This is a genomic window from Sphingobium ummariense RL-3 (assembly GCF_000447205.1).
Taxonomy (GTDB): domain Bacteria; phylum Pseudomonadota; class Alphaproteobacteria; order Sphingomonadales; family Sphingomonadaceae; genus Sphingobium; species Sphingobium ummariense.
On the sequence record NZ_AUWY01000116.1, the window covers coordinates 1 to 12,808 of the forward strand.

The 12,808-nt window shown below is 66.9% G+C and carries 10 protein-coding genes; 3 read left to right on the forward strand and 7 right to left on the reverse strand.

Going from position 1 to position 12,808, the window contains the following annotated elements; all coding sequences use genetic code 11:
* On the forward strand, positions 1–1,488 hold a 1,488-nt coding region (mutS, locus tag M529_RS41735; RefSeq protein ID WP_021319170.1), incomplete at its 5' end, for a DNA mismatch repair protein MutS.
* A gap of 9 nt (positions 1,489–1,497) precedes the next feature.
* The gene (locus M529_RS41740; RefSeq protein ID WP_021319171.1) at positions 1,498–4,260 is read left to right on the forward strand and encodes a [protein-PII] uridylyltransferase; all 2,763 of its coding nucleotides are present in this window, start codon (positions 1,498–1,500) and stop codon (positions 4,258–4,260) included.
* A 1-nt stretch (position 4,261) separates the two neighbouring features.
* On the opposite strand, the gene M529_RS41745 is transcribed toward M529_RS41740, so the two are convergent.
* The 5 genes from M529_RS41745 to M529_RS41765 all read right to left on the reverse strand — a co-directional run bounded on the left by M529_RS41745 (position 4,262) and on the right by M529_RS41765 (position 10,792).
* Complete coding sequence (locus M529_RS41745; protein WP_021319172.1) at positions 4,262–4,762, reverse strand: L,D-transpeptidase family protein; 501 nt, start codon at positions 4,760–4,762, stop codon at positions 4,262–4,264.
* Positions 4,759–5,820 carry a GTP cyclohydrolase II gene (ribA, locus tag M529_RS41750; protein ID WP_021319173.1) on the reverse strand — a complete coding sequence of 354 codons (1,062 nt, stop codon included), beginning with the start codon at positions 5,818–5,820 and terminating at the stop codon, positions 4,759–4,761. Before ribA ends, M529_RS41745 begins: the two co-directional genes overlap by 4 nt.
* A complete protein-coding gene (gene xth / locus M529_RS41755; RefSeq protein ID WP_021319174.1) occupies positions 5,820–6,617 on the reverse strand; it encodes an exodeoxyribonuclease III in 798 nt (265 codons plus the stop codon). Before xth ends, ribA begins: the two co-directional genes overlap by 1 nt.
* A gap of 269 nt (positions 6,618–6,886) precedes the next feature.
* The gene (locus M529_RS41760) at positions 6,887–7,528 is read right to left on the reverse strand and encodes a LolA family protein (protein WP_021319175.1); all 642 of its coding nucleotides are present in this window, start codon (positions 7,526–7,528) and stop codon (positions 6,887–6,889) included.
* A gap of 237 nt (positions 7,529–7,765) precedes the next feature.
* Complete coding sequence (locus tag M529_RS41765; RefSeq protein ID WP_021319176.1) at positions 7,766–10,792, reverse strand: TonB-dependent receptor domain-containing protein; 3,027 nt, start codon at positions 10,790–10,792, stop codon at positions 7,766–7,768.
* A 401-nt stretch (positions 10,793–11,193) separates the two neighbouring features.
* On the opposite strand from M529_RS41765, the gene M529_RS41770 reads away from it, so the two are divergent.
* Positions 11,194–11,736 (forward strand): hypothetical protein, encoded by a 543-nt coding sequence (locus tag M529_RS41770; RefSeq protein WP_021319177.1) that lies wholly within the window; start codon positions 11,194–11,196, stop codon positions 11,734–11,736.
* A 33-nt stretch (positions 11,737–11,769) separates the two neighbouring features.
* Here the strand turns inward: M529_RS41770 and M529_RS41775 are convergent, their stop codons facing one another.
* Positions 11,770–12,600, reverse strand: a complete 831-nt coding sequence (locus M529_RS41775; protein WP_021319178.1) for a M23 family metallopeptidase — start codon at positions 12,598–12,600, stop codon at positions 11,770–11,772.
* Complete coding sequence (locus M529_RS41780) at positions 12,597–12,806, reverse strand: DUF2093 domain-containing protein (RefSeq protein ID WP_021319179.1); 210 nt, start codon at positions 12,804–12,806, stop codon at positions 12,597–12,599. The genes M529_RS41775 and M529_RS41780 overlap by 4 nt, the downstream gene beginning before the upstream one ends.
* Positions 12,807–12,808 lie beyond the last annotated feature (2 nt).

The window sequence follows — 12,808 nt, forward strand, 5'->3', positions numbered from 1 at the left end:
CTCGGCAGGCTGGCCGACCGGCCGCTGCTGCTGGCGCAACTGCTGCCGGCGCTCGACGGGCATGGAGCGCTGGTCGACATGCTGTCCCGCGCTCTGGTGCCGAGCCCGCCGACCGAGACCGCCAATGGCGGCTATATCGCCGACAGCTATGACGCGGCGCTGGACGAGCTGCGGCGCATGGCCGGCGACGGGCGCCGCGCGATCGCCGCGCTGGAAACGAAATATCGCGAGCAGACGGGGATCGGCTCGCTCAAGATCCGGCATAACGGTGTGCTCGGCTATCATGTCGAGGTGCCGGCGCGCGCGGCCGACCCGCTGATGCGCCCCGAAAGCGGCTTCACCCACCGGCAGACGCTGGCCGGCGTCGTGCGCTTCAATTCGGTCGATCTGCACGAAGAGGCGGGCCGGGTGGCGCAAGCGGGTGCCCATGCATTGGCCGCCGAGGCCGCTCATCTCGAGGAGCTGATCGAGGCGGTGCTGACGCGCAAGGCCGACATCGCCCGCGCCGCAGATGCGCTCGCCCGGCTGGACGTGGCGGCAGCGCTCGCCGAGCGCGCCGCGGAGGGCGGCTGGCAAAGACCGCATTTCGTGCCGGAGGATGGCGCCGGTCCCTGCCTGGACATCGTGGGCGGGCGGCATCCGGTGGTCGAGGATTCGCTGCGGCAGCAGGGGCAACCGTTCGTCGCCAACGACTGCGGCCTGTCACCCGACGATCGGCTGTGGCTGGTGACCGGCCCGAATATGGGCGGCAAGTCGACCTTCCTGCGGCAGAACGCCCTGATCGTAATCCTGGCACAGGCGGGCGCCTTCGTCCCCGCGCAACGCGCGACGCTCACGCTGGTGGACCGGCTGTTCAGCCGCGTCGGCGCATCGGACAATCTTGCCAAGGGGCGGTCGACCTTCATGGTCGAGATGGTGGAGACCGCGGCGATCCTGAGCCAGGCGACCGAGCGCAGCTTCGTGATCCTGGACGAGGTGGGGCGCGGTACGTCGACCTATGACGGGCTGGCGCTCGCCTGGGCCGTGGTGGAGGCGGTGCATGAAGTGAACCGCTGCCGCTGCCTGTTCGCGACCCATTATCACGAGCTGACGCGGCTGGCGGAAACGCTGCCGGCGCTGTCGCTGCACCATGTCCGCGCGCGCGAATGGAAGGGCGACCTGGTGTTGCTGCACGAACTGGCCGAAGGGCCGGCGGACCGCAGCTATGGCCTGGCGGTGGCGCGGCTGGCGGGCCTGCCCGCCCATGTGCTGAAACGGGCCAAGGACGTGCTGGCGCGGCTGGAGGCGGGCAAGGCGAAAACCGGGGGGATTGCCGCGGGACTGGACGACCTGCCGCTGTTCGCCGCCGCCGCCGCGCAGCAGGAACAGGCGCCCGATCCGCTGCACGCGGCGCTGGACGCCATCGATGCCGATGCCCTGTCGCCGCGCGAGGCGCTCGATCACATCTATCGATTGAAACAACTGGCCGCAGCGCAGAAGCGCGACTAGATAGGCGCCATGGTCATGCAGTTCCCTGCATTGGGGTCGCGCCGCACCATCATCGACCGTCGCGCGATATCCGACAGCATCACCGCCCTGGCGCAGGCGCATCGGGGCGATCGCGCGATATTGCGCCCGCTGATCGTGAAGGAATTGAAGGCCGCCCTGGAAGCGGGACGGCTGGAGGTGGCCCGACGGCTGGAGGCCAAGCCCACCCGCGGGCGGGAAGCGGTGACGGCCTTCGCCTTCCTGATCGACCAGATATTGCGGCTGCTCTACGACGCGACCACCCATCACCTCTACCCGGCGGGTAACCGCAGCACCGGCGAGCGCATCGTGCTGATCGCGGTGGGCGGCTACGGCCGGGGCGAGATGGCGCCGCACAGCGATGTCGACATCGGCTTCATCACGCCCTGGAAGCCGACGGGATGGACCGAGCAGGTCATCGAATCCATGCTCTATTCGCTCTGGGATCTGGGCCTCAAGGTCGGGCACAGCAGCCGCTCCGTCGACGAGACGATGCGCATGGCGAAATCGGACCTGACGGTGCGCACCGCCCTGCTGGAGGCCCGCTACATCTGGGGCGACCGAGCGCTCTACGAGGAGACCGCGAAGCGCTTCGACGCGGAGGTGATGCAGGGCACCGCCCGCGCCTTCGTCACCGAGAAGCTGGAGGAGCGCGACGAGCGGCACAAGCGGATGGGCGACAGCCGCTACGTCGTCGAACCCAATGTCAAGGAAGGCAAGGGCGGCCTGCGCGACCTGCATACACTGTTCTGGATCGGGAAATATGTGAACCGGGTCCGGTCGGTGGCGGAGCTTGTCGATGTCGGCCTGCTGACCCAGGCGGAGCTGCGCCAGTTCCAGAAGGCGGAGGATTTCCTCTGGGCGGTGCGCTGCCACCTGCACATGATCACCGGCCGCGCCGAGGACCGGCTGACCTTCGACCTGCAGCTCGAGACGGCGACAAGGATGCACTTCATCGGGCGGCACGGCCGATCGGGGGTGGAGCGCTTCATGCGCTACTATTTCCTCAACGCGAAGACGGTGGGCGACCTGACCGCGGTGTTCCTGGCGCATCTGGACGACCAGCTCGCGGCGAAGGGGCGCCGCTATGTCCCCGCCTTCTTCCGTCGTCCCAAGAAGCTGGACGGCTTCGTGCTCGAGCGGGGCCGACTCGCGCTGCCGAGCGACGATTTCTTCCAGGAGGATCCGGTCCGGCTGCTGGAGATCTTCGCAGTCGCCGACCGCCACGGCCTCGCCATCCATCCAAGCGCCATGCGCGCTGCAAGCCGCGACGCGGGCCTCATCTCCGCCAAGGTCCGGCGCGACCCGCGCGCCAACGCCGCCTTCCTGCAGGTGCTGACATCCCCGCGCGATTCCGAGACGGTGCTGCGCTGGATGAACGAATCGAGCGTGTTCGGCCGCTTCATCCCCGATTTCCGCCGGGTCGTGGCGCAGATGCAGTTCGACATGTATCACCACTACACGGTGGACGAGCACACGATCCGCGCCGTCGGGCTGCTCGCGCAGATCGAGAAGGGCGACCTCGCCAAGGACCATCCGCTGGCGACCGACATCATGGGCAAGCTGATCTCGCGCCGGGTGCTCTATGTCGCAGTGCTGCTGCACGACATCGCCAAGGGACGCGGCGGCGACCACAGCATCCTGGGTGCGGAAGTGGCCGAGCATCTCTGCCCGCGGCTGGGGCTGACGCCCGCTGAGACGGAGACGGTCGCCTGGCTGGTGCGCTATCACCTGCTCATGTCCGCGACCGCCTTCAAGCGCGACCTTTCCGACTACAAGACCATCCTCGACTTCATCGACGTGGTGCAGAGCCCCGAACGGCTGAAACTGCTGCTGTGCCTGACCGTGGTCGACATCCGCGCCGTGGGGCCGGGCGTCTGGAACAGCTGGAAGCGCCAGTTGCTGGGCGACCTCTACGAGGCGGCGGAGGAGGTGCTGCGGCTCGGCCACAAGCAGAAGGGCCGGTCGGAGCGGGTCGTCGTGAAGCAGGAGGCACTGCGCCTGGCCCTGGGACAGACCGAGGCGGAGTTCGAGCCGCTGCGCAGGCGGCTGCCCGAATCCTACTGGATCGCCGAGCCCGACGACATCCTGTTTCACAATGCGCAGCATATCCTGGCGGCAGGCGATTCCCCGCTGTCGATCGCCGCACAATATTATCCGCAGCGCGGCGCCACGCTGGTCACGGTCTATGCGACGGACCATCCGGGCCTGTTCTACCGCATCGCCGGCGCCATCCACCTGGCGGGCGGCAACATCATCGATGCGCGCATCCACACGACGCGCGACGGCGTCGCCATCGACAATTTCCTGGTGCAGGATCCGCTAGGCGGCGCGTTCCACAGTCCGGAGCAACTGACGCGCATCCGCAACGCGATCGAGGAATCGCTCGCGAACCGGCACCGGATGATCACGAAGCTGGAGGCCCGGCCGCTTCCCCGCACCCGTGCCGAAGCGTTCCGCATCGTGCCCAATGTGCTGATCGACAACAAGGCGTCCAACCGCTTCACCGTCATCGAAGTCAACGCGCGGGACCGGCCGGCGCTGCTGTTCAGCCTGGCGAACGCGCTGTTCCAGTCCAAGGTGACGGTGCACAGCGCGCATGTCGCGACCTATGGCGAGCGGGCGGTCGATACTTTCTACGTTACCGACCTGCTGGGCGGGAAGATCGAGAGCAAGGGCCGGCTGCAGACGCTGGAGCGGCGGCTGCTGGAAGCGGCGGGCGGCGAGACCACCGAAATGCTGGAGCGGGCCTGATTCAGGCGATCTCCATCACGTCGCCGGGCGTGAGGAGCGGCAGCAGGCGCAGCATGTCGGCGCGCTCCAGCGCGATGCAGCCGGCGGTCGGGCGCCCTTCCGAAAGGTGGAGGAAGATCGCGCTGCCATTCCCCGGCACCGGCGGCGCGTCATTATGGCCGAGCACGACGATGATGTCATAGGCATCGTCCTGCCGCCGCAGCGTTTCGGCCGAAAAGGAACGGGGCAGGCGCACCGGGCGATTATAGGCCGGATCCGCCGGATCGTCCGACCAGCCATCCTGCGCGCGGGTCCAGCGCCATGGCAGGCGGATGCCGTCGGGGTCGGCCTTGCCCGGCCTCAGCAGGACGCCGCGCAGGGGCCAAGTGCCGATCGGCGTGCAGCCGTCCCCTTCCCGCTTTTCCGCCGCAGGGCAGCTTCCGCCCCTGCCGAGGGTGCAGGCCATGTCGAGTGCGCCGAACCGCAGGCGGGCGGCGGCGCTGTCGACATGGACGACGCTCACAGCTGGTGGCCCGTGCGGTCGCGCTTCGTGGCCAGATAGCGTTCATTATAGGGGTTGGCGGGCAGGACGAGCGGCAGCCGCTCGGCTACCCTGATGCCCGCGCCTTCCAGTCCCGCCACCTTCTGTGGATTGTTGGTGAGCAGGCGCACGGTGCCGATGCCGAGAAGGTCGAGCATTCGCGCCGCAACCGAAAAATCGCGCGCGTCGATCGCGAAGCCGAGGCGGACATTGGCGTCGACCGTATCGAAGCCCTGATCCTGCAGCGCATAAGCCCGCAGCTTGTTGACGAGGCCGATGCCGCGCCCTTCCTGCCGCAGATAGAGCAGCACGCCCCACTGCGCGTCGGCGATGCGATGCAACGCTTCGTGCAGCTGCGGACCGCAATCGCATTTGAGGCTGCCGAGCACGTCGCCGGTCAGGCATTCACTGTGCAGCCGGACCACCGGCGGACTGGAATTGCGTTGGCCGATGACCAGGGCGACATGTTCGCGCGGCTCGTCGGGGCTGCGAAAGGCGACGATCTCCGCATTCTCCGCTGTCGACACCGGCAGGCGCGCCCGCGTCGCGATGGCAAGATGCGCCGCATCGTCATAGGCTGCAACATCGGGGACCTCAACGACGACCTCGCTTTCCCCTTCGGTGCTGCCGACGAAGAAAGCGGGCAGAATCCCGGCGAGTCTTGCCAGACGCAGCGCTGCCTCGGCAGCCTGCGGCGCGGCGAGCGCCTTCGCCTGGAAGGGCCCCTTGAGCGGCGAGGCGAGGTCGCGCACGGGATCGGCGATCGCCATCGCGGCGGCAGCGTCGATCCAGGGCGTGCGGGCGATCAGCACCGGCAGGTCGGGATCGGCAGCGGCGAGCTGGTTGGCGAGCTTGAGCGTCTGCGCGCGCGCGGCGGAGATCAGCAGGTCTGCGCGATCTTCGGGATCGAAGCCGGCGAGCGTCACCGCATCCGCCCCCTCGATCGCCATCAGCCGCAGCGCGCCGTCGTCCGCCCGTACGGTCACCGCCCAGCCGCGCCGCAGGGCGTCGATGGCGCGGGCGGCAGCGCGGGCGGACATCAGAAGGCGAATTCCGTGACGATCGGCACATGGTCCGAAGGCCGCAGCCATCCGCGCACGGGCTCTATGACACGGTGGCTGACCGCCTTTTCGGCCACGTCGGGCGTCATCCACATATGGTCCAGCCGGCGGCCGCGATCCGATTCCGACCAGTCGCGGGCGCGATAGCTCCACCAGGTGTAGAGCCTCTCCGGCGCGGGGAAGAACTTGCGGCCGATGTCGACCCAGTTGTTCGACGCCTGCAGCCGGGCCAGGATCTCGCACTCGATCGGCGTATGGCTGACGACGTTGAGGAGCTGCTTGTGGCTCCACACGTCGCATTCCATCGGGGCGATATTGAAGTCTCCGGTGAGGATGGTGGGCTTGTCGTCCAGCGCGGTCGACCACTGGATCATCCGCTCAAGGAAGTCGAGCTTCTGGCCGAATTTGGGGTTGAGCGTCCGGTCGGGGATGTCGCCGCCCGCGGGCACATAGACATTCTCGATCCGCACGCCATTGTCCAGCCGCACGCCGACATGACGCGCCTCGCCATTGGCCTGCCAGTCGAGCCGGTCGTGCTCGCGGATCGGCACCTTCGACAGGATGGCGACGCCATGGTGCATGGGCTGGCCGTGCAGCACCTGATGGTTATAGCCGCGCTGGCGAAACAGGCCGGCAGGGAAGGTGTCGTTCACCACCTTCGTTTCCTGCAGGCACAGGATGTCGGGGGATTCCTCGATCAGGAAGCGCTCGACGATTTCGAGCCGGGCACGGACGCTGTTGATGTTCCAGGACGCGATACTGAGAGTTTGGGGCATGCCGATCCCACTAGGCACCTAAGCCCCGCGGCGCAAGGGTGGCCCTCCCCGGCGCCGGGGCGGCACAAAGTAAGACCCCCGCTCCGGGGGCGTGGAACGGGGGTCTCGATCGCGCCCTTGAAGCGCTCTGCGGCGAAGGCTGGATCCGGGTAACAGGGGGGAAATCCCGGATAGCGTCCCGCGCCGTCGATGCTCTGATTAGCGTTCCGGATATGAGCGCTGGATGAACGGAAGCAGAAAGTTTTCCATCCATCGCAGCACGCGCTCCATTAACCGCCCGTCGAGCGTCCCTTCGGCCGGGGATCGACCCAGCGGAACGCGGAATTCGCCACCGGCACGCCGTAGCGCTGATTGGTGAGGCGGACTGCGGTGCGGTTGTTCTGGGAATCCAGCGCAACCCAGCCATAAAGCTGCAGGCCGGCCGGACCGGACGGGTCGCGGTTGAAGATCATGGTGATGGTGCCGAATTCGGGCCGCTTGGGATCACGCGCCTGCACCGAAAGGATCTTGGGATCGCCGGTCTGGATCACCCGGCCGAATTTCGACAGATCCTTCGACGGGTCGATCAGCGCGCCGAGCGGCGAGTTGCCGATCGGCCAGCGCTGCACCTGCCGCACTTCATAGTCGATCATCGTCAGCGCCTTGCCGTCGCCGACGATGAGCAGCGGGACGCCCTTCTGATACTGGAAGCGGATCTTGCCGGGCTGCTTGATGGTAAGCTGCCCGGTGAGCGTCTGGCCGTTGCGGTCGGTCTGCGCGAAATCGGCGGTCATGGTGGTGACGGCGCGGATATAGGCGTTGACCTGGCCGAGGTCGGATACGTCCTGCTGGGCGACGGCAGGCGCCGACAGCAGGGCGGCGGGGCCGGACACGGCCAGCGCCAGAGCGAGGGGCGCAAGGATGCGCTTCATGGGTCTTCTCCGTTGGTTCGGGATGGCTTTTCTAGGAGGCGAGGCTTGAACCCGTTGTGAACCCCGCCGTTCCATCGGGCAAGGAGCGGGCGCGTTCCTACGAAGTTCACAGTGTCGCTGGGCGGATCAGAGCCAGCTCGCAGCAGGCCGTCTCTCCAGCCCGACCCGACGGCAACGGCGGCAAAAAGAAAAAGGGCCGGCAATGCCGGCCCTTTCCTTTCGTTCCGATCGGATCGATCAGAAGCGGAACTTCGCGGCGACCGCATAACGGCGGCCCAACGCGTCGTAGGTCGACGGATAGACGTTGCCGCTGTTGTAGCTGGTCGAACCCAGCGTGTTGCCGACCACCTTGGGCTTGTTGTTCAGCATGTTCTGAACCGTCAGCGTGATGGTGATCTCGTCCGACACGTGGAAGCGGCCGGTCAGGTCGAAATAGTGCTCCGCCTTGATCTTGCGGAACTCGGGGTCGACCATGCAGCCATCCGGATCGGCGCCGTTGGGATCGGTGCAGCCCGCGTCGATTGCCGCGGCCAGATCGTCCGCCAGCTGCTGGGGCTCGAAATTGACAGTGTCGATGTAGCGCCACAGCAGCGACAGGTCGAACTTCTCGAAGCCCAGCGTGGTACGCTGCGAGAACTGCCATTCCGGCTGGATCGACGCGCAGTTGACCGAGTAGTAGCCCACGCATTCGCGGTTCAGCGAGGCGGAGGTCGCCTGGAACTTCGAGCTGTTGGTCCAGTTGCCGATCAGGCTGAGCGACAGGTTGGCGAAGCCGATATCCTTCTGATAGTTCAGCGAGAAATCGACGCCATCGGTGCTGAGCTTGCCCAGGTTCGAGGTCACCAGCGACAGACCGGGGGTCGTCGCCGCTTCGCCGAACAGTTCGCCGGTCAGCGGGTTACGACGGATAACCGTACAGGACGGATCGGTCGCGCTGGCGGCGGTGATGTTGTCGAAGCAGGCCGAGATCGCATCGCCCGGGGTGGGCGAGGTGATGGCGTCGGTGATCTTGATGTTGTAATAGTCGACCGTCGCCGAGAAGCCCGGCAGCGCGCTCGGCTGGAAGACCGCGCCGAGGGTCCAGCTGTTGGACTTTTCCGGGTTCAGGTTCAGGTTGCCGCCGCCGGTGTAGTTCACCTGGCCGGCCGGATCGTTGGTGATCGAGCCGATCGTGGTGGCAGGCGCGCCCTGGGCGATACAGACCGCCGCCAGATTGGCGTTGGTCACCGGCGCGGCGCCCGAGCAAGGGTCGACCGACAGGTTGGTGAGCAGCGTGTTCACCGGCGCGAACAGCTCCGCGATGTTGGGCGCGCGCACCGCACGCGCATAGTTGCCGCGGATCTTGAAGCCGTCGACCGGCGTCCAGCTGCCGCCCGCCTTCCAGGTGGTCGTCTTGTAGGACGGGTTGCTCGGCGCGTCGACGCTGTACTTGGAGTAACGGATGCCGGCTTCCACGGTCAGATCCTGGAAGAAGGGCTTGTCCTGCACCAGCGGCAGCACCAGTTCGCCGAAGGCTTCGTAGACGTCATAGCCGCCCGCGATGTTCGGCGCCGCACCGCCGGCGCCGCCGAGGTCACCCGACTGCGACAGCAGGTCCGATTCCTGCGATGCGGTGTACTTGCGATATTCGCCGCCGATCGCGAACGCCACCGCGTCGCTGGCCCAGGGCACCGCCCAGCCGAAATCGCCATTGATGGTCGCGTTGGCCTGCGCCAGCGAGGTCTTGGTGACGACCTGGCTGTTGGCGTTCAGGAATGCATTCATCTCCGGCGTGATCGAGCCGTCGGGGCCGAAGGCGTTCAGCGGGACGCAGCCGTTCGTTGTGTCCAGACACTCGGTGGTGCTGGTCGCCCGCAGAGCCTGGCGCACGCGCGAGTTCAGCCAGTAGCCCTGCTGGGTCTGGGTCTGCTCGCTCTCGCCATAGGCGCCCGACACATCCCAGCTGATGGTGTCGGTGATGCCGCCGCGGAAGCCCGCCTTATAATCGAAGAAGGTGGTGGTGAATTCCGAGATACGCGGCCCCAGCTCGGTCGCACGGCGCGAGAAAGCCGTGGTGACTTCGCGATAGTTCGGGTCGCTCGGATCGACTGCCGTCGCCGCGGCGGCGCACTGTGCCGGCGTGAGCAACGGAATGTAGGTGCCCGCCGCGATCTGAGCCGCGGTCGCGACGTTGCGCTGGCAGAAGGCGTTGCGCTGCGCGGTGGTGAGATAGGGATTGCTCAGCGGCACCTGGACGGCGATGCCGAACGCACCCGACGGCGCGATGATGGTCTTGACGGTGTTCTTCGAGAAGATGCCGCGGGTATAGGCCTCGACCGCGTCGCTGATCTCGTAGCGGGCCGCACCGAACATGTTGAAGCGCTCGAACGGCGTCTGGAAGATGTTGTACGGGTTGAAGTTGAAGGCGTCGAACGCCGTCGTCGGGCGGAAGGCAGTGCCGTCGGCGGTGATCTGGCGGGTACCGTTGCCGGTCGCCGTGCCCGAGGGGTTGGTGTTCGAGAAACGCGACGGAGTGGACGTGCCCGAACCGCCGATGGCGCCGCTGTAGGAATCGACCTGGTCGTTCGAGAAGCTGCGCGATCCCTGATAGACCGGGTCCGACTGCTGGTAGCCCACGGCGAACACCGCGTTACCGCGACCGTCGTCGAAGTTCGCGCCGATCGTGATGTCGGCGCGGACATAGTTGCCGTCGCCGTCTTCGGTGATCTGGTTCGAGACGTTCGCTTCGAAGCCGGCGAAGTCGGAACGGGTGATGAAGTTCACCACGCCCGAAATGGCGTCCGCACCATAGGTGGTGGACGCGCCGCCGGTCAGCACGTCGACGCGCTCGACCAAGGCAACCGGGATGTTGTTGAGGTCGAAACGGCCGTTCAGTTCGGCGGGGACCAGGCGGTCGCCGTCCAGCAGGACGATGTTGCGGTTCGAACCCAGGCCACGCAGGTTGACGAAGGACGCGCCGCCATTGCCGTTGTTCACGGCCGAGCCGATGCTGGGAACGATGCCCGGGATTTCACGCAGAATGTCTTCCGCGGTGTTGTTCTGCTTCAGTTCGATCTGGTCGGCGGTGGTCGCCGTCACCGGGGTCGAACGGGCGAGGTTCGGGTTCTTGATGAGCGAGCCGGTCACCACGATGGTGTCGGCGCTCTCAGCCTCGGCAGCCTGCGGCGCGTCCTGCGCGAACGCAGCCGTTGCAGCCAGCGACACGCTCAGAATCGCAGGCGCGACGCCGGCACGCAGAAGTGCCCTTTTGGAAAATGTCTTCACTGTCCAGTCCCTTGCTCTGGAGTTCGGCAGATGACCTGCCTTCACATATGTACCTGCAAGGGGATGAAAGTGCCCGACAGCGACCCCCCTGCACGGATGGGCGAAACCTGCGTTGGGAGGAAGGCCGTGTAAAGCGTGTATAGGCGCCCGAAACGCCGCCGTTCGCTTTTGAACAGCGCTGTATCAAAAATGCAACAACACTGCGGTAGACGAATATCTCGACTGTAAAGCAAGATAATTTCCCATAATCGCGGGAGCATGTATAAATCATGCTGCGTAGCAGCGAGGGCTGACAGAATATGGCCTTGGACGGCCCCTCTCATCGTCCGAAGGCAATAGTTGACGGGCCAGCCCCACCGGGTGCAAGCCAAGGGCATCACGCGCTGATCGGGGAACCATCCATGAAAATGCCGCACATCCTGTTGCTCGCGATTCCGCTGTGCCTGGCCGCGCCGGGCGCCAGCGCGCCGCGCAAGCAGCAGCCAAGGCCCCAGATCCTGGACGACCTGCTCCAGTGCCGGACGGTCACGGACGATGCGCAGCGGCTGGCCTGTTTCGACCGTCAGGTGGCGGCGATCGAAACCGCTTCGCAGCGCGACGAGGTCGTCGTGCTGGACAAGACGGAGCTGGGCAAGACGCGCAAGACCCTGTTCGGCTTCTCCTTTCCCAAGCTGCCCTTCCTGGGCGGCGGCGATGACGAGGAGGAGAAGGAGAAGGAGGCCGAAGGCTATTCCCAGATTGAATCGACCATCGCCTCGGTCCGCAGCCTGGGCTACGGCAAATGGGAGATCCGGCTGGAAGATGGCGCGCAGTGGGTGACGACCGAAGCCGTCACCTTCCGCGAACCCAAGCCGGGCATGAAGATCGAGATCAAGCGCGCGTCGATGGGCAGCTTCATGGGCAGGATAGAGGGGCGCGCCGTCCGCATGAAGCGCATCGGCTGATCGCGCGAACGGCGGCGAGCGCGTCGCGGGCGCCTACCGCGCCTGCGACATCGGCCCCGCGATCAGCATCGGGTCGATCCGCGCCTCGTTCCATTTCATGCCCCAGTGGAGATGGGGCCCCGTCGCGCGCCCGGTGGCGCCGATGGCGCCTATGCGTTGCCCTTGGGCCACAGTGTCGCCGACCTTCACGTCGATCCGCGACAGATGGAGGAAGGCGCTGTTGAGGCCATGGCCATGGTCGATCATCAGCAGATTGCCTTCCAGGGTGAAGGGGTGGTCCGCCGCCAGGATCACCACCCCATCGGCCGGCGCCACCACCGGCTCGCCCGTCGCGCCGGCGACATCGACCCCGCCATGATAGGCGCCGGGCTGCCCCCGATAGATGCGCTGCGAGCCGAACAGGCCGGAAATGCGGCCCCGGCGCGGCCAGATGAAGCGCTGCCGCCATCCCTGCGCGGCCGTCGTCTTCGCCCGGGCGGCCGCGATCTGCTCCAGCTCGGGCCTGCGCAGCGCGAGGAAGGCCTCGCTGCTCCTGGTCGGCCGCAGCGGCGCATCGACCCGCTCGATCCGCCAGTCGCGCGGCGCGACGGTCAGCGGCCGGTCGATCAGCCGCCCATCGGCCAGCCGCGCGACCAATCGGGATTGCGGCGGCGCGTCACGGTCGAAGGCGATTAGGAAGCGGCCGTCCGCACCCATCGCGACGGGCTGGCCGTCGAGCCGAAGGTCGACCGTGCCCGGCGGCGCGGTGCCCAGCATGGTCGCGCCCTGGCCCGGCGCGCCGGAAAGCTGAAACGCGGACGGCTGGGCCGGCGTTGCCGCCACCGGCAGCAGCGCCAGCATCAGGGCGGCCAGCCGTCCCTTCAAAGCGTGCCGGCCTCCCGCTCCGCCTGTGCCGACGCCTCTGCGCTGGCATAGGGTTCCTGCCGGGCGATGCTCCAGTAGCGCAGCTCCTCCAGCGCGATCTTCGCGCCCGTCACCGCGCAGACGACATGGTCGCCCGCCTGCAACACGCGGAAGCTGTAGGGCATATAATGCAGCCGGGCGGGGCGATCGCGGTTGGACATCAGCATGG

Excerpts from the sequence above, each read along its gene's own strand:
- M529_RS41770 (WP_021319177.1), top strand. The coding sequence starts at position 11,194 with ATGAAAATGCCGCACATCCTGTTGCTCGCGATTCCGCTGTGCCTGGCC.
- M529_RS41740 (WP_021319171.1), top strand. The coding sequence starts at position 1,498 with ATGGTCATGCAGTTCCCTGCATTGGGGTCGCGCCGCACCATCATCGAC.
- M529_RS41760 (WP_021319175.1), bottom strand. The coding sequence starts at position 7,528 with ATGAAGCGCATCCTTGCGCCCCTCGCTCTGGCGCTGGCCGTGTCCGGC.
- ribA (WP_021319173.1), bottom strand. The coding sequence starts at position 5,820 with ATGTCCGCCCGCGCTGCCGCCCGCGCCATCGACGCCCTGCGGCGCGGC.
- M529_RS41780 (WP_021319179.1), bottom strand. The coding sequence starts at position 12,806 with ATGCTGATGTCCAACCGCGATCGCCCCGCCCGGCTGCATTATATGCCC.
- xth (WP_021319174.1), bottom strand. The coding sequence starts at position 6,617 with ATGCCCCAAACTCTCAGTATCGCGTCCTGGAACATCAACAGCGTCCGT.